14 protein-coding genes are annotated in these 15,711 nt (G+C 70.9%); 7 read left to right on the forward strand and 7 right to left on the reverse strand.

The features are described from left to right. Positions 1-233: 233 nt before the first annotated feature. Positions 234-1,028: a phytanoyl-CoA dioxygenase family protein gene (locus LXT23_RS20470; RefSeq protein ID WP_253981891.1), complete on the forward strand. Its 795-nt coding sequence runs from the start codon at positions 234-236 to the stop codon at positions 1,026-1,028. Positions 1,029-1,115: 87 nt separating this feature from the next. Here the strand turns inward: LXT23_RS20470 and LXT23_RS20475 are convergent, their stop codons facing one another. Together LXT23_RS20475 and LXT23_RS20480 are read right to left on the reverse strand one after the other, a co-directional pair. Next, positions 1,116-2,834, reverse strand: a complete 1,719-nt coding sequence (locus LXT23_RS20475; RefSeq protein ID WP_253981892.1) for a B12-binding domain-containing radical SAM protein — start codon at positions 2,832-2,834, stop codon at positions 1,116-1,118. A gap of 109 nt (positions 2,835-2,943) precedes the next feature. After that, positions 2,944-3,501 (reverse strand): TetR/AcrR family transcriptional regulator, encoded by a 558-nt coding sequence (locus tag LXT23_RS20480; RefSeq protein WP_253981893.1) that lies wholly within the window; start codon positions 3,499-3,501, stop codon positions 2,944-2,946. Positions 3,502-3,621: 120 nt separating this feature from the next. Between LXT23_RS20480 and LXT23_RS20485 the strand changes: the two genes are divergently transcribed. Continuing rightward, positions 3,622-4,047, forward strand: a complete 426-nt coding sequence (locus tag LXT23_RS20485; protein WP_253981894.1) for a VOC family protein — start codon at positions 3,622-3,624, stop codon at positions 4,045-4,047. Between the two features lie 90 nt (positions 4,048-4,137). Here LXT23_RS20485 and LXT23_RS20490 read toward each other — a convergent pair whose 3' ends face one another. Then, a complete protein-coding gene (locus tag LXT23_RS20490; protein ID WP_253981895.1) occupies positions 4,138-5,067 on the reverse strand; it encodes an ADP-ribosylglycohydrolase family protein in 930 nt (309 codons plus the stop codon). A 164-nt stretch (positions 5,068-5,231) separates the two neighbouring features. On the opposite strand from LXT23_RS20490, the gene LXT23_RS20495 reads away from it, so the two are divergent. Continuing rightward, complete coding sequence (locus tag LXT23_RS20495) at positions 5,232-5,645, forward strand: VOC family protein (RefSeq protein WP_253981896.1); 414 nt, start codon at positions 5,232-5,234, stop codon at positions 5,643-5,645. A gap of 22 nt (positions 5,646-5,667) precedes the next feature. On the opposite strand, the gene LXT23_RS20500 is transcribed toward LXT23_RS20495, so the two are convergent. Then, positions 5,668-8,214 carry an ATP-binding response regulator gene (locus LXT23_RS20500; RefSeq protein ID WP_253981897.1) on the reverse strand — a complete coding sequence of 849 codons (2,547 nt, stop codon included), beginning with the start codon at positions 8,212-8,214 and terminating at the stop codon, positions 5,668-5,670. Positions 8,215-8,400: 186 nt separating this feature from the next. Between LXT23_RS20500 and LXT23_RS20505 the strand changes: the two genes are divergently transcribed. Beyond that, on the forward strand, positions 8,401-9,120 hold the full coding sequence (locus LXT23_RS20505; RefSeq protein WP_253981898.1) for a glycosyltransferase family 2 protein: 720 nt from the start codon (positions 8,401-8,403) through the stop codon (positions 9,118-9,120). Positions 9,121-9,144: 24 nt separating this feature from the next. On the opposite strand, the gene LXT23_RS20510 is transcribed toward LXT23_RS20505, so the two are convergent. Together LXT23_RS20510 and LXT23_RS20515 are read right to left on the reverse strand one after the other, a co-directional pair. Then, entirely contained in the window at positions 9,145-11,244 is a 2,100-nt protein-coding gene (locus LXT23_RS20510) for a cation:proton antiporter domain-containing protein (RefSeq protein ID WP_253981899.1), read from the reverse strand. 124 nt (positions 11,245-11,368) lie between these two features. Next, positions 11,369-11,890: a hypothetical protein gene (locus tag LXT23_RS20515; RefSeq protein ID WP_253981900.1), complete on the reverse strand. Its 522-nt coding sequence runs from the start codon at positions 11,888-11,890 to the stop codon at positions 11,369-11,371. A gap of 242 nt (positions 11,891-12,132) precedes the next feature. Between LXT23_RS20515 and LXT23_RS20520 the strand changes: the two genes are divergently transcribed. The 3 genes from LXT23_RS20520 to LXT23_RS20530 all read left to right on the forward strand — a co-directional run bounded on the left by LXT23_RS20520 (position 12,133) and on the right by LXT23_RS20530 (position 14,825). Further along, the gene (locus tag LXT23_RS20520) at positions 12,133-12,696 is read left to right on the forward strand and encodes a putative ABC transporter permease (protein ID WP_253981901.1); all 564 of its coding nucleotides are present in this window, start codon (positions 12,133-12,135) and stop codon (positions 12,694-12,696) included. A 164-nt stretch (positions 12,697-12,860) separates the two neighbouring features. Then, complete coding sequence (locus LXT23_RS20525; RefSeq protein ID WP_011556714.1) at positions 12,861-13,895, forward strand: rod shape-determining protein; 1,035 nt, start codon at positions 12,861-12,863, stop codon at positions 13,893-13,895. A 132-nt stretch (positions 13,896-14,027) separates the two neighbouring features. Then, positions 14,028-14,825 (forward strand): LolA family protein, encoded by a 798-nt coding sequence (locus LXT23_RS20530; RefSeq protein ID WP_253981902.1) that lies wholly within the window; start codon positions 14,028-14,030, stop codon positions 14,823-14,825. 84 nt (positions 14,826-14,909) lie between these two features. Here LXT23_RS20530 and LXT23_RS20535 read toward each other — a convergent pair whose 3' ends face one another. Continuing rightward, complete coding sequence (locus LXT23_RS20535) at positions 14,910-15,644, reverse strand: glutathione S-transferase family protein (RefSeq protein WP_253981903.1); 735 nt, start codon at positions 15,642-15,644, stop codon at positions 14,910-14,912. Positions 15,645-15,711: the final 67 nt, after the last annotated feature.

Consider the following 15,711-nt stretch of genomic DNA (forward strand, 5'->3'; position numbering starts at 1 on the left):
GGTGCGGATGGCCGCCTGCCTGTCGCCCTCCGGGGCAGACCGCGCTGCGTTGACACCGGAGTCTCTCCGGCTATCGTTCAGCCCATGATGATGATGTCCAAGCACATGCGGTTCGCCGTGTTCCTGGGCGCCTGAGGCGTCTCACGAGCACTGAGCGGGGATGGCCTGTCGGCCAGCCCTTTTCGGCTGCCCTGCCGTGGCGGCCTTGCGAACCCTTTCTCTGGACACACCTCATGCCTTCTCCCAAGCCCGCGCTCTCTCCTGCGCAGCTCGACGCATTCCTCCGCGACGGCTTCGTCCGCGTCGACAACGCCTTCCCCCGTGCCCTGGCCGACGAGGCCCGCGCCATTCTCTGGGCCGACACCGGCTGCGACCCGGACGACCCCGCCACGTGGACGCGGCCGGTCATCCGCCTCAACCAGTACGGCCATCCGCCCTTCCGGGCCGCCGCCAACACGCCGGTCCTGCACGAGTCCTTCGACCAGCTCGTCGGCCCCGGCCGCTGGCAGCCGCGCTTCGTGCTTGGCACCTTCCCCGTCCGCTTCCCGTCAGCGGAGGACCCGGGCGACGCCGGCTGGCATGTCGATGTCTCCTTCGGCTACGAGCACCCCGACTTCTTCGAGTGGCGCGCGAACGTGTCCTCCCGGGGCCGCGCCCTGCTGATGCTGTTCCTCTTCTCCGACGTCGGGGAGGATGATGCGCCCACGCGCATCCGGGTGGGCTCACACGTGGACATCGCGCGGCAGCTCGCTCCGGCTGGTGAGGCGGGCCTGACGCTGCGCGAGCTGGCGGCAGATGGCTTCGCCCGGAGCGCCCACCGGCCCGAGGCGCTGGCGACGGGCCCCGCCGGCACCGTCTACCTGTGCCACCCGTTCCTGGTGCATGCGGCCCAGCCGCACCGGGGCACGCGGCCGCGCTTCATGGCCCAGCCTCCGCTCCTTCCCGCCGAGCCGCTGAAGCTCGAGCGGGAGGATGGCGCGTACTCGCCAGTCGAGCTCGCCATCCGGCGCGCGCTGGGCCTCGCCTGAGCGGCTCGCCGGGCGGCGCTCACCCGCCGCCCGGTTCTCCCGCTCAGGCGCAGAGTCCACGGCGACGACGCGGAGGCCTCTGGCACCTCACGTGGGCTGCAGGAAGCGGCCGGCGACGAGATGCTCGATGACCTCGTGAGCGGAGCCGGGGTCGAGTCTCGCCTTCGACCTCAGCTGCGCCACCGCGGTGGCGACCGTCGTCGGCTTCTCGAAGGCGGCCAGGGCGGTGAGGAGAATCTTCGCGTCCTCCCCCTGGTCCAGCGTCGGGTCGGTGAATTTTCGCGGGCTGACCGACGGTGCGCAAACCATGCCCGTGCCGTCCACCGACCGAACGACGGTGACGGGCTCCTGCGCCACCTTGGCGGGGACGCGGTGGGGCCCCAGCCAGTCGCCGAGCTTGAACTGTCGCGTCGATGGAGCCGTGTTCAGCAGGCGCGTGCGCCCATCGAGGGGGACCCGCTTCCGCGCATCCCGGTGCGCCCAGGCGAGCGAGTCCACATGGTCCGACGTGCGCTGCACCTCTGCCTCCAGCGCCGCGTCGCGGAAGCGCAGCATCGGCACGGACACGTCACCCGGCTCGCGCCGCTCGAAGTAGTCGACGAACTCGGTGAATGCCCGCGCCTCGGTCACCATGTCGAACCGCGCGGGGTGCTCGGTAACGAGCGCCCCGGGCTGCGCTTCGAGCCGCTGGTAGCCCACCACGCAGTCCAGGCTGATGACCTTCTTCACCAGGCGGACCTCCTCTTCGAGCGTGGCCGCGCTGGCGAAGGGCAGGCCCGCGATGCCGGACACCTCGATGTCCAGGTTCGGATGGCGGCGGCAGCTCTCGATGAGCTCCAGGAGCTGCCGGTCCGTGGCACAGGGCTTGAGCAGGCCGCGACGCATCTGCTCCAGCCGCTGCTGCTCCGAGAAGCAGCCGACGTCGAGCACCATGTAGACCTGCTCGAACGTCTCGGCCAGGGCGTCCACGAGGCCCATCGGGGCCACGCCCCACAGGAAGTACGTGCAGGAGTGGCGCGAGAGGTCCACTCCCGCCCAGGTGCTCTGCAGGAACGCCGCCGTGCTTCCGGAGAAGTCGTAGCGGAACTGCCACGTCCGGTGGGCCACCTCCTGGTGGTCCCGGCGCACGCTCTCCTCGGAGCGCAGGAACGGCTTCGCGCGTCCGAAGCCCGCCTTCTGGTTGCCTCGGGCACCGCCGCAGTAGAGGCAGTTCTCACCGCACCCCTTGCCGGGCGCGACCCAGCCCGAGTACGCGTGGCGGTCCTGCTGGCTCAGGAAGATGTCATCGAAGTGTGAGTAGTAGACGTCCTCGCTGTTCGTGGCGCCCTGCACGTACTCCAGGGGCAGCCGCCGCGGCGAGCCGTTCGGAGCCCGGGTGACGCAGTTGGGCGGGGACGGGTCGCCCTGGCAGAGCGCCAGCAGCGGCCGCTCACCGTCGCCCAGGACGATGTGGTCGATGCAGTCGAACGCGTCCAGCTCCCGCCACCAGTACGACGCGGTGTTGCCGCCCACGACGATGCGGATTTCGGGGTCAATCTTCCGCAGCGTCCGGGCCAGGAGCAGCGCGCGGTGGACGTGGTGGAACCACTTGAGGCTGATGCCCACGAGCCGGGGGCGGACGCGGGCCACCATGGCTTCGAGCGAGCGGGTGACCTCCTGCTCGGTCTCGTCCCCGTCATAGAGCCGGACGAAGGCCTCGATGCCGCCCCGGCGCAGGTAGCTGGCGAGATAGAGAATCCCGCAGGTGGCCTCACCGGTGCCGGCACCGAGCAGGAGGACTGGGGAGAGGGCACGACGGCCATTCATGAGACGGGACCCGACCTTCCGAATGTCGCGAGTATAGGCGGTCCTGCACCGAGGAGGACGAGCATCAGGCCCAACACGCGCTGCGCACGCGGCGTTTCCTCCAGGCGTATCAGCGCTTTCGCGCGGCAAGCAGCCCTTCGATGAGCGCGACCACGGCGGCGCGGTAATCGACGGCGGAGCCCCCCGCGTCGATGGCCAGCGCCGCCCGGTCGAAGGCCGCCGACAGGAGCCCGGTGAGCGCGTCGAGCGGCACCCTGGGCAGCACACCTTCACGCATCGCCACGTCCAGTCCCTCGCGCAGCGTGCGGCCAGCGTAGCGGCTGTCGATGGCGTCCAGCTCCGCACGGCCGAGCACCGCGGGCCCGTCGAGGAGCAGCAACCGGGTACGCCCGGGAAGCGCCATCGCCGCGAGGTAGGCATCCGCTCCGGCGACGAGTGCCTTGCGCACCGCCAGGGCGGGCGGTGTCGCGCGCTCTATCTCCTCGGCGACGGCGAGGGCCTCCTGCTCGACCACCGCCCGGAAGAGCGCCTGCTTGTCCTCGAAGTGGTGGTACAGCGCGCCCCGCGTCACCCCTGCCGCCTCGGCAATCTCGGGGGTGCTGGTGGCGGCATAGGAGCGCTCGGTGAAGAGCTTGCGAGCGGCCTGGATGAGGTCCCCGCGTGTCACCTCCGTCCGCTCCTGGTTCGTGCGCCTGCTTGGCTTACGTTGCATACATTCAGCCTGTATGTTAGTTGGTGAGGGGAAACATACAGACTGTATGTCGGCCCCCGAAGGAGGGATAGCGCGATGAAGACGACGTCCTACTACCCGGTGTTGCTGGTTCCCGACGTGGCGGAGGCCGCGAGGTTCTACGTGACGCACTTCCGGTTCAAGCCGCTGTTCGAGAGCGACTGGTACGTCCACCTGCAGTCGTCCGAGGACCCGAGGGTCAACCTCGGCTTCGTCCGGAACGACCACGAGACGATTCCTCCGGAGGGGCGTGGGAAGACGTCCTCCCTGCTGCTCAACTTCGAGGTGAAGGACCCGGACACCGTCTACGCGCGGGTCCAGGAGGCACGCCTGCCCATCCTCCGCACCCTGCGCGACGAGCCCTTCGGCCAGCGCCACTTCATCACCCAGGACCCGAACGGCGTGATGATTGACGTCATCAAGCCCATCCCGCCGACGGGCGAGTTCGCCGCGCAGTATGCCGCCGAGGCCCTGCCGCGCTGACGTGCGTCAGTCCGCGCTCTGGGCACGCCGCTTCATGCCCACTGCCTCCCGGAGGGATGAGGCGGCATCGGAGCGCCACCTGCTCCGCCTTCAGCTTCGGTCTCGCGGCTGCGCTGCATCCGCATACAGCCGGGTCGGAGGAAAGGCCTGACAGGCCCTGGCATCCACCGCTCTCAGGTAGGCCGCGCCATATGCGCCGCGCTCCAGGCCCTCCACCAGCGCCCGTGGCAGGTCGTCGTCCAGGTCGCGCGCCCGGGACGCCACCCCCATCGCGATGGCACAGACGGTGTCCGTATCGGACACGGCGTCGTTGTTCACCGCCTGGAGCAGCACCTCCGACAGCGCGGTCTTCGCCTGCGTCACGGCCCGCAGTGCCTGCGTCACGATGTTGAGGCCATTTCCAGGCTCGGGCGTGAAGCCGCTGACGGGCGCGTTCCAGTCCGCTCCGAGGTGCTGGGCAATGAATGGCTTCAGCGCGCCGCGCGCGCCGCCGTGATGCAGGAAGTGCACGGCCAGCGCCACCGCCTGCGCCGCATTCACTCCCGCCGTCGTGTCATGCGTGACGCGCGCCTGCATCGCGGCAAGGCGCTTGACCTCCTCCACCTCCCCGAGCAACCCGAATGGCCCCGCACGCATGGCGCTGCCGCCCGACACTCCCCGCTTCGGGTCGAGGCGGCGCCTGAGCTCGCCGGCCGTCGCGACCTGCGACAGCACCGCCCACATGTGCTTCGAGTAGCCGGGCCGCGGGTCGCGCTGGAAGGCCTCGAGCCACGCGGCCGCGCATTCATCGGCATCGGGCGCCATCTGGCCTGCCTGCCTCTTGCGCAGCAGCAGCTCCAGGTTGGCGAGCGACAGCTGCGTGTCGTCGGTGTAGTGCCCCTGGGTGTACCCGGTGAAGGTGGGATGGGGCCCGTGCACCAGGTCCTCGGCCGTCCGGTCCTGGGGATGCGGTGCGAACTCGTACTTCATGCCGTAGCTGTCACCCAGCGCCATGAGGAACAGGAAGTGGGCGCGCTCCATCGAAGACTCCGGGTGACGGGGAGACCGTCATTCAAACAAGCTTCGTGATTCCGCGCACTTGGAGACATGGAGAGTTTCTTTTCCGGCATGTCGATCTGACGGACCGCCGTTCGTCGCGTCCATGAGCGGGCCGGAGCCGGTCCCACATTCAAGGAGATGCCTTCATGTCCATCAAGTCAGCGACCCCGTACTTCCTCCTCAATGGCCGGACCGAGCAGGCCATCGCGCTCTACCAGCGGGCCCTCGGCGCGAAGACCGAGAGCCTGCAGCGCTTCGGCGACGTGGACGGCAGCTGTCCCACCGCGATGCGAAACCGCGTCATGCACGCGATGCTGCGCGTGGGGAACGCGGTGCTCATGATGAGCGATGGCCCGGAAGACGTGAAGCTTCCTGAGGGCGGCAACGTGAGCGTCGCCCTGGACTTCGAGACTCCGGCCGCGCTGCGGCAGAGCGTCGAGGCGCTGGCCGCCACGGGCAAGGTGCTCGAGCGAGTCTTCGAAGCGCCCTGGGGCGCCCTGTTCGGCGTCGTCCAGGACGAGTTCGGAATCCAGTGGATGGTCACCAGCCCGCTGAAGTGAGCACAGGGCCGGGCTGGGAGGCTCAGGACGGCAGCTCCACGGTGAACTCGCTGCCCTCCCCGGGCTGGGAGCGCAGCGCCACCTTTCCTCCCAGCGCCGTCACCAGCTCGCGCACCAGCGTCAGCCCCAGCCCCACGCCCGGCTTGGACTTGTGGTCCAGCGGCTCCAGGTGCTGGAAGGGCTCGAAGATGCGCGCCTGGGCTTCCATGGGAATCCCCGGGCCGGTGTCGCGCACGCGCAGCCGCCTCACGTCCGCCCCCACCTCCAGCGCCACGTAGACGCCGCCCTGCTGGGTGTACTTCACCGCGTTCATCACCAGGTTCAGCAACACCAGGTGCACCATCCGCGCGTCCGTCGTCACCTTCACCGAGCCCCGGGGCCGCTCCAGCGACAGCCGCAGCCCCTTGTGCTCCGCCTCCGCACGCACCTCCTCCAGCACCTCCCGCGCCAGCTCCAGCAGGTCCACCGACTCGCGGCGCACCACCAGCCGCCCCTCCTCCAGGTTGTTGTACTGGAGCACCATCTCCGTCATGTCCCGCAGGCGCACCGTGGAGCGCGTCATCCGGTCGAACATCTCCGTGGCCTTCGGCCCCAGCGGCCCCACCTCCCGCAGGAAGGCGTGCTGCGTGAGCTGCAGCACCGACAGCGGCGTGCGCAGCTCGTGCGACACCAGCCGCAAGAGCGTGCTGCGCGCATCGCTGGCCCGCTCCGCCACCTGACGCGCCGAGCTGGTCGTCTCCAGCGCCGCCTCCAGCTGGCGCTTGCGCAGCCCCAGCTCCCGCGCCAGCCCCTCCACGTCCGACGTGCGCGCGTCCAGCGCCCCCTGCAGCACCTCGCGCGTGCGCTTCACCACCGCCAGGTTCGACACGCGCGCCAGCAGCTCCTCCGCCAGGAAGGGCTTCACCAGGTAGTCCTGCGCCCCGGCCCGCAGCAGGTCCACCCGCAGCGCGTCGTCCGCCCGCGCCGTCAACAGCAGCACCGGCGTGGACTCCAGCCCGTTGCGCGCGCGCACCTCGCGCACCAGCTGGTCCCCGCCCATGCGCGGCATCATCAGGTCGCTCACGATGACGTCCGGCCGCAGCGCCTCCGCCTGCCGCAGCCCCTCGGCGCCGTCCGCCGCCGTGGCCACCCGGAAGTCCCGCGACAGCGTCTCCGCCACGAAGCGCCGCATCTCCCGCGTGTCCTCCACCACCAGCACCCGCGGGCGGTACGGGTCCTCCTTTGCGGATGACACCACCGCCTCCTCCGGCGAGGGGCGCAGCACGTCCACCTCCGCCCGCGCCGCCAGCGGGGTGGACTCCGGCTCCGGCCGGAAGCGCAGCCGCGCGCCCGTCGGCGCCATCAACGGCAGCTCCACCACGAAGCGCGCCCCACCGCCCGGCCGCTCCTCCACCCACACCCGCCCCTCGTGCAGCACGGTGAAGTCCCGGGCGATGGCCAGCCCCAGCCCCGTGCCGCCGAACTCGCGCGGGGTGCCGCCCTCGCCCTGCTGGAAGCGTTCGCCCTGCTGGAAGCGCTCGAAAATCCGCTCGCGCAGCTCTGGCGGCACGCCCGGCCCGCTGTCCTCCACCACCAGCCGCCCCCACCCCGCCTCGGCGGAGAGGAGCACGCGGATGGTGCCCCCCTCCGGGGTGAACTTCACCGCGTTGGAGAGCAGGTTCAGCACCACCCGCTGGAGTTTCTCGGGGTCCACCTGCGCCGGCAGCGCGCCGGGCAGCTCCAGCAGGAAGCGCAGCCGGCGCTCCATCACCAGCCCCTCGAAGTTCTCCGCGCACAGCCGCACCAGCCGCGCCAGGTCCGAGTCCTCGTAGGCCGCCCGCATCTGCCCCGCGTCCAGCTTGGCCACGTCCAGCAGCGCATTCACGTGCCGCATCAGCACCCGCGCGTTGCGCCGCACCACCTCCAAATCCCGGCGGTCCGACTCGGCCAGCCCGTCCCGCTGGAGCAGCCGCTCCACCGGCCCGAGGATGAGCGCCAGCGGCGTGCGCAGCTCGTGGCTCACGTTGGCGAAGAAGCCGGTGCGCTTCTCCTCGGACTCCTTCAGCTTGACGTAGAGCGCTTCCAGCTCCCGGCTGCTCGTCTCCAGCTGCCCCCGGCGCTGCTCGGACAGGCGCGCCGTCTCCACCACGTCCGCCACCTGACGGCGCAGCGGCACCAGGTACAGCCCCGTGGCCACCGAGGCCACCGCCGTCAGCGCCTTCACGCCCCCCGCCAGCCAGTAGGCCGAGTTCCAGACGTTCCACACCTCCACCAGGTGCGTCAGCCCGCACGCGCCGATGAAGGCGCCAAAGGAGAGAATCATCCCGCCGAAGGGCAGCCGGATGCGCCGCACCAGGGTGAAGAGCCACACGGCGATGAAGAAGTAGGCGGCGCCGATGAGCACGTCCGACACCACGTGCAGCGCCACCAGGCCCGGCTGCCACTGGTAGCAGTGCCCGTGCGGCATGTACCAGGCGCCATAGAGGAAATCCCTCAGGCCCGCCGCCAGCCCCCCCACCTCGCCGGGCGGGGCGTCCAGGGCCATGGCCCCATGCCCCCCATGGCCGGCGTGTCCGACGTGGTCGTTCATGACGCTCGTGACCTCCGTGCGTGGATGGGCGGCCCCCGAGGTGGAGAGGCGTTTCCAGGCAATCCGGGCCAGCCCTTCCCCATGCATCGCATGGGTGGGCAGGTGGGGTCAGGGGGGCGGGGTGGGAGCGCGGTGAGTGCCGGACAGTCGCCTCCCGGGTCGAAATGGGGTACAGGCGCGGCCGCCATGCTCGTGTCGCTCGTCATCCCCGTCTACAACGAGATTCCCACCCTTGCGGAGCTGCTGCGCCGCTGCATCGCCGTCGACTTCCCGAAGGAGCTCGTCCTGATTGACGACTGCTCCCGGGACGGCAGCCGGGAGCTCCTACGCCAGCTCGCGGAGCAGGGCGTGGGGGTGCTGGGAGGCACCCCCCGCAACCGCAACGAGGTGCGGGTGCTGTTCCAGGAGCAGAACCAGGGCAAGGGCGCTGCGCTGCGGCGCGGCTTCGCCGAGGCCACCGGGGACATCATCATCGTCCAGGACGCGGACCTGGAGTACGACCCGCGCGACATCCCCAAGGTCATCCAGCCCATCCTGGACGGGGACGCGGACGTCGTCTTCGGCAGCCGCTTCACGGGGACGCCCCGGCGCGTGCTGTACTTCTGGCACACGGTGATGAACAAGACGCTCACCACGCTCTCCAACATGACGAGCGGGCTGAACCTCACGGACATGGAGACCTGCTACAAGGCCTTCCGCGCCGAGGTGCTGCGCTCGGTGGACGTGGAGGAGGAGCGCTTCGGCTTCGAGCCGGAAATCACCGCCAAGGTGGCCCGCGGCAGCTGGCGCGTCTTCGAGGTGCCCATCAGCTACCACGGGCGCACCTATGAAGAGGGCAAGAAGATTGGCTGGAAGGACGGCGTGCGCGCCCTCTACGTCATCTTCAAGTACGCCGTGAAGCGGTAGGCCCGGCCGCGCTCCCCCTGCCCGTCACGCGGGCGCGCCGGACGCCTCCAGGGGCCCCGGGGGCGGCGGCGTGGGTGACAGCAGGCCCTTCGCGGCCTCCACCGCCTCGTGGGTGCCCGTGAGCGCCAGCACGTCACCGGCGCGCAGGACCTCCTGCGCCGTGGGGACGGACACGCTCTCCTCACCGCGCTGGATGGCGAGCACCGTCGCCCCCGTCAGGCCGCGCAGGTTGAGCTGCGCCAGCGTCCTGCCCACCGCGGGGCTCGCGTCCTCCAGCCGTACCGGCACCGGCTCGCCCAGGCCGGGCAGGAGCCTGGGGACGTCGTCCAGCGCGTGCTCCTCCGCTCCCGGCTCCTTCGAGTGCGACTGCGCGGCGAGCGCCGCCACGATGACCTGCGCCCCCGCGCGCACGTGGCCGTGCAGGTTCGTCGCGCCCCGCCAGAAGGACACGCCCAGCGCCACCAGCAGGGCCAGGATGACGAGCGGCCCCGTGGCGCCCCGCATGAACGGCTGGGTGATGGCCACCACCGGCACCCCGATGATGATGATGGTGACGACCTGCAGCGTGACGACCAAGAGCCGGCGCGGCGCCGCCGCCAGGTCCACCTTCCCGTCCGTCCTGAGCGGCAGCGCCACCTCCGCCAGCACCGTCCCCAGCCGCCGCGCCAGGCTCACCACGCCCACCAGGAACGGCACGGAGAGCAGCACCGCCCCGGCGATGATGAGGTTCTTCGCCAGCTCCTGCCCCAGGCCCGTGCGCGCCTCGACGGCCGCGGCCACCTTCCCCGCCGCCAGCGACGTCCCAATCACCAGCGCCACCAGCAGCGCCGCGTCCAGCACCAGCAGCCGGATGAGCCGCCGCACCCCGGCGCCCAGCGTCTCCCGCCGGGGCGCCTCGCGCAGCCGCTCCACCCACGTGCCGTACAGCGTGGCGAACGTCTGCAGGGGCTTGGGCAGCTTGCGGTCCACCCACGTCGCCGTGGGCCCGGACAGCTTGATGAGCATGGGCGTGGTCAGCGTCGTAATCGCCGAGACGGCCACCGCCACCGGGTAGATGAAGTCGCGCGTGGCCTTCAGCGACAGCCCCAGCGCCGCGATGATGAAGGAGAACTCGCCAATCTGCGCCAGGCTCATGCCTGCCTGCACGGAGGTGCGCGTGCCGTTGCCGGTGAGGAAGGCGCCCAGGGCGACGCCGAGCAGCTTCCCGCCGATGACCACCGCCGTGAGCACGAGGATGGCCACCCAGTGCTCCAGGATGAGCGCCGGGTTGATGAGCATGCCCACGGACACGAAGAAGATGGCGGCGAAGATGTCCTTCACCGGCGCCACCAGGTGCTCCACCACCTTCTCCTCGCCGGACTCCGCCACCAGCGAGCCCGCGAGGAACGCCCCCAGCGCCACCGAGTAGCCGAACGCCTGCGCCAGGAGCGCCACCGCGAAGCAGATGCCCACGCTGGCCACCAGCGTCGTCTCCGGGCGGTTCAGCCGCACGACGTAGCGCATGGCCCGGGGGATGGTGAACAGCCCCACCACCACCAGCCCCACCAGGAACGCGACGAGCCGGCCGGTGGTGAGCGACAGCTCCCCCAGCGACAGGCCCGTGCCGGTGGAGACGGCCGTCAGCGTCGCCATCAGCAGCACGGCGATGAGGTCCTCGACGATGAGCACGCCCACCACCAGTTCGCGCAGCCGCCCGCGGATGCCCTGGTCGTCGAAGACCTTGGCGATGATGGTGGTGCTGGAGATGGCGATGAGCGCGCCGACGAAGATGCTCTCCAGGGAGGTCCACCCGAAGGCCCGCCCCACCACGAAGCCCAGCCACACCATGATGGTGCACTGGACGACGGCGGTGAGGCCGGCGGTGAAGCCCACCGCGAACAGCTTGCGCAGGCTGAACTCCAGCCCGAGCGAGAACATCAGCAGGATGACGCCCAGCTCGGAGAGGGTCGTCACCACCTCCGGGTTGGCCACCAGCGGAATCGGCACGTAGGGGCCGACGACGAGGCCGGCCAGGATGTAGCCGAGGACGACGGGCTGGCGCAGCTTCTGGAAGAGAACGGTCGTCACCGCCGCCACGCACAGCACGACGGCGATGGCCTGCAGAACCTCGTGGGCTCCGTGCATCGACACACCTCCGCGCCCGCCAGGGGGCGCGTACTACCGAAGAATGGAAGGACACCAGGAGCCCGCCGGCACGGCCGTCACCTGGACGACCCCGGGCAGGGACCTGCTTGCGGGAAGTGGGGTGCTACGCGCGCGCGGGCGGCCCGCGCAGGGGCCGGATGACGATGCCCGGCTGGTCCGCCAACCCGCTGCCGCGCGAGGAGCTCGGCGGCAGCGGGTAGCGTTCCCACAACGCCATGGCCGTGTCCGTCCGCCGCTCGCGCTCCCGGCGCGGCACCGCGAAGAGGTCCGCCTGGAAGCCCGTGCGCACCCGCGGCGCGCAGCACGTCGGATGCGCGAGCAGCGTGGACGCCACGCCCCGGACGGCGGCCCAGGTGTCGAAGCCCGCGCCGTGGAAGCGCACACTCGACTGCCGCCGCTCCGGGGCACTGCTCAGCATGAGCGGCGCCGGACTCCGGGTCACCGCCTTCAGGCCCTGGCCGGAGCGGCCCACCCGGGGCGGCTCCCGGAGCTCGGGGGGGAGCCCCGAGGCGTCCGCGGCGCGGCCCGCCAGCAGCACCAGCAACCCACACAGCGCGGGCAAGAGCAGCCAGCGCGCTTCACGCCGGGTGCTGTTCCACCGCGATGTAGGTCCGAGGATGTGCATCTCATCTGCCTGTATTACGCAGCGCTCCGCCAAGTAAAGGCGGACCCGCAATGACGGAAGCAACGAATGCGGCCCCCTGCCTGGCGCCGCGTCACGTCCTGTAGGCCCATATCCTCCCCTGTCCCCGAGGACGGGGCTCGCGTCCGCTGGTGCACACCGGGAGGGACGCGAAGCAGTGGCAAGCGGTCAGATGGCTCGGTCCGGGCACTGCCCCTTCCTCGAAAGATTCTTAGGTTCTGGGCGTGCTTTCACGATTCTTGCTCTACGGGTGTACCGGGTGGGTGTTGGAGGTGCTGTTCACGGGGGCCAGCGCCGCGTTGAAGCGAGACCGGAGCGCCACCGCGCGCACCTACTTGTGGATGCACCCCATCTACGGCGGCACGGCGCTGGCGCTGGAGGAGGTCTCCGCCCGGCTCAAGCCCCTGCCGCGGCCGCTGCGGGCGCTGGCCTACACGGCGCTCATCTTCGGCGCGGAGTACGGCACGGGCTGGGTGCTGAAGAAGCTGCTCGGCCGCTGCCCCTGGGACTACGCGCCGCACCGCTGGAGCGTGCACGGCCTCATCCGGCTGGACTACGCGCCCGCCTGGTACCTCACCGCACTGCTGTTCGAGCCCGTGCGCGACACCCTGCTCCACGTCACCAGCGAGGCCCTGCGCCACACGCCCGAGTACCGGGAGGCCGAGCAGGCCGGGACGCTGCCCGAGGGGGCACTCCCAGAGGAGCCCGCCCTGGAGGCGGGGGTGGTGGCCACGCGCTTCGAACAAGCGCAGGATGGGGTTCCCAGCGAGGCCGCCTCCCTGCACTGAGGGCCGGGGGCCGCGCGAGTCCGCTGGCCGACTGCCCTCCAACCTGAAGTGGAAGCCACTTCCGGCTTTTCTTCCTCCGTGCTGCGCCGCGTAGTACCTTCCGCGCGTCTCCCCCCACGCTCTGGGGGAAATTCCGCCGCCTCCCCGAAAGTTCCCGCCCCCGTATGTTTGACTGGCTTCACACTCTCTTTTCGCGTGACCTCGCCATCGACCTGGGCACGGCGAACACGCTCATCTACATCCGCGGTCAGGGCATCGTGTCCAACGAGCCTTCCGTGGTGGCGGTCCAACAGGACGCGCGCGGGGGCAAGAAGGTCCTCGCGGTGGGGAAGGAGGCCAAGGAGATGCTCGGGCGTACGCCGGGCAACATCGTGGCCATCCGCCCGATGAAGGACGGCGTCATCGCGGACTTCGAAATCACCGCGGCGATGCTGCGCTACTTCATCCAGAGCGCCCACAACCGCAAGACGCTGGTCAACCCGCGCATCATCATCGGCATCCCCTCCGGCATCACCGAGGTGGAGCGCCGTGCGGTGCGCGAGGCCGCCGCGAACGCGGGCGCCCGCGAGGTCTACCTCATCGAGCAGCCCATGGCCGCGGCCATTGGCGCGGGCCTGCCGGTGACGGAGCCCAGCGGCAACATGATTGTCGACATCGGCGGTGGCACGTCCGACGTCGCGGTCATCAGCCTGGCCGGCATCGTGTTCGCCAAGAGCGTGCGCATCGGCGGCGACAAGCTGGATGAGGCCATCATCCAGTACGTCAAGCGCAAGTACAACCTGCTCATCGGCGAGCGCACGGCCGAGCTCATCAAGATGGGCATCGGCACCGCGTACCCGACGGACGAGGTCATGACCATGGAGATCAAGGGTCGCGACCTGGTGGCCGGCGTGCCGCGCACGCTGACGGTGTCCAGCGACGAGGTGCGTGACGCGCTCGCCGAGCCCGTCAACGGCATCGTCGAGGCGGTGAAGCTGACGCTGGAGCGCACCCCGCCCGAGCTCGCCGGTGACATCGCCGACCGCGGCATCGTGCTGGCCGGTGGCGGCGCGCTCCTGAAGAACCTGGACACGCTGCTGCGCGAGGAGACGGGCCTGCCCGTGTTCCTCGCCGAGGACCCGCTGTCCGCCGTCGTGATTGGCGCGGGCAAGGCGCTGGAGTCGCTCGACATCCTCCGCCAGGTCTGCCAGCCGGGCTGAGCCACTTCGCTCCCCGCGGCCCCACGGCGCCGTGCTCCCGCGACTTCGCGTGGGGCCGGCGCCGTTCGCTTCTTCCGGCTCCGGCCCCGGGTGGGTTTGACAGGTGCGCGGGCGTGGACTGTGGTGTGCGGCATGCGCCCTTCCAAGCTCCGTCACAGGCTGTCAGGACTCGCCGCCGCCTCGCTGCTGGTGGCCTCGCCCGCGCTCGCGGACTGGACGGCGGAGGCGACCACGACTGTCACCTCCCAGAAGGCCGGCCAGAAGACCCCTCCCCCGATGAAGGGGAAGATGTACGGGCGCAAGGGCCTGCTCCGCATGGACGCGCAGCTGCCCGGCCAGCCCGGCGCCCCGGGCATGTCCATCCTGTTCGACTTCGAGAAGCGCACGGGCACCACGCTGATGCACGCACAGAAGCTTGCGTCGGTCCGGAGCCTGGATGACCTGCCCATGCGGCTGCCTGGCGCCTGCACGGGGAAGGCGCAGGACTATGACGCGTGCTTCAAGCAGCAGGGCTACAAGAAGGTGGGCACCGAGAAGGTCAACGGCCACGCCACCACCGTGTACGAGGGCACCCCGCCCGGCATGGACGGCACCGCGATGCGCCAGAAAATCTGGCGGCCCACGGACCTGGCGGAAGTGCCCTACGTGCGCGCGCAGACCTTCTCGGAGCAGGGCGTGACGGAGGTCAACCTCACCGGCATCCAGGAGGGCCCGCAGCCCGACTCGCGCTTCGCCATTCCGGCGGACTACCAGAAGATGGACGCGCCCAAGCCGGGCGCCGCCCCGCAGGGCCTGCCCGGCGGGCTCAAGCCCGAGGACTTCCAGGGCAAGACGCCCGAGCAGATCCAGGAGCTGATTCGCCAGCGCATGGGCGGCCAGGGCGCGCCGCAGCCCGCTCCGGCTCCGCGAGGCAGCGGCAAGAAGCCCTGAGGCAGCGGGCCGCGAAGGCGGGTGCGTTCGAGCAGGACACGACGCGCCCGCACTCCGACGGGACGGGGAAGCGCCCGGGGTGGCTCAGGGCTTGCGGTGCTTCGCGTAGAGCGCGTCGCGCCACGCGAGCAGGTCCGGGAAGCGGGCGGCGAGTGACTCGTTCGTCCAGACCTCGCGCGTGCCGGGGCCCAGGGGCATGTAGCGGTCATCCACCGGGCGCGCGAGCTGGAGCATCGCCGCGGCGGTGATGTCCGCGTAGGTGAGGTCGTCCCGCAGGTAGGGGCGGCCGCCGAGCTCGGCGCGGAGCTGCTCGAGGGCGGGGACGACGGTCTCCTGGATGGCGGAGGCCACGTCGGAGGCGGCGCGATGCTTCCGGGCGATGAAGTGCGCCCCCATCCTGGCGGACGGGGCCAGCAGGCCGCGAAGCCACCCGGGCAGGAACGCGGGCAGGCTCTCCACCTGGGCCCTGGGGTTGTGGAGGAGCGCCGCCACCACCTGCGCACGTCCCACGCGGAGCACGCGCTCGCTGGTGTCCTCCCAGCGGGAGATTGTGTCGGTGGCCTCGGGCGGGAAGAGCGGCGCGCCCTGCCCCAGCGCCTCGGCGCGCTTCGCGATGACGAACGAGCCGGTGAGGGCGCCGCCCTCGTCGACGAGCAGCGGGACGGAGGGGTGCACGCCGCGCGGGGTGCGCCAGCGCAGCGCGGGCTCACCCAGCAGGGGCGTGTGCTCGCGATACCGGTAGGGCACCCGGTGGTGCTCCAACGCCCAGCGGGCCTTCTCCGTCCAGCCCGAGTACCCGAGTCCGTAGAGTGTGCGCATGTGGCCGGGGACAGTACGACGCACGGAGGCGGCGCCGCCATGGGGCCGTCACCTCTGTTCCCACCGT

It is taken from the genome of Pyxidicoccus xibeiensis, from assembly GCF_024198175.1.
Taxonomy (GTDB): Bacteria; Myxococcota; Myxococcia; order Myxococcales; family Myxococcaceae; genus Myxococcus; species Myxococcus xibeiensis.

What these genes read in the sequence shown, in the direction of transcription:
- LXT23_RS20505 (WP_253981898.1), top strand. Translation starts at nt 8,401, where the DNA reads ATGCTCGTGTCGCTCGTCATCCCCGTCTACAACGAGATTCCCACCCTT.
- LXT23_RS20495 (WP_253981896.1), top strand. Translation starts at nt 5,232, where the DNA reads ATGTCCATCAAGTCAGCGACCCCGTACTTCCTCCTCAATGGCCGGACC.
- LXT23_RS20470 (WP_253981891.1), top strand. Translation starts at nt 234, where the DNA reads ATGCCTTCTCCCAAGCCCGCGCTCTCTCCTGCGCAGCTCGACGCATTC.
- LXT23_RS20530 (WP_253981902.1), top strand. Translation starts at nt 14,028, where the DNA reads ATGCGCCCTTCCAAGCTCCGTCACAGGCTGTCAGGACTCGCCGCCGCC.
- LXT23_RS20535 (WP_253981903.1), bottom strand. Translation starts at nt 15,644, where the DNA reads ATGCGCACACTCTACGGACTCGGGTACTCGGGCTGGACGGAGAAGGCC.
- LXT23_RS20490 (WP_253981895.1), bottom strand. Translation starts at nt 5,067, where the DNA reads ATGGAGCGCGCCCACTTCCTGTTCCTCATGGCGCTGGGTGACAGCTAC.
- LXT23_RS20500 (WP_253981897.1), bottom strand. Translation starts at nt 8,214, where the DNA reads ATGAACGACCACGTCGGACACGCCGGCCATGGGGGGCATGGGGCCATG.
- LXT23_RS20510 (WP_253981899.1), bottom strand. Translation starts at nt 11,244, where the DNA reads ATGCACGGAGCCCACGAGGTTCTGCAGGCCATCGCCGTCGTGCTGTGC.
- LXT23_RS20525 (WP_011556714.1), top strand. Translation starts at nt 12,861, where the DNA reads ATGTTTGACTGGCTTCACACTCTCTTTTCGCGTGACCTCGCCATCGAC.
- LXT23_RS20485 (WP_253981894.1), top strand. Translation starts at nt 3,622, where the DNA reads ATGAAGACGACGTCCTACTACCCGGTGTTGCTGGTTCCCGACGTGGCG.
- LXT23_RS20515 (WP_253981900.1), bottom strand. Translation starts at nt 11,890, where the DNA reads ATGCACATCCTCGGACCTACATCGCGGTGGAACAGCACCCGGCGTGAA.
- LXT23_RS20475 (WP_253981892.1), bottom strand. Translation starts at nt 2,834, where the DNA reads ATGAATGGCCGTCGTGCCCTCTCCCCAGTCCTCCTGCTCGGTGCCGGC.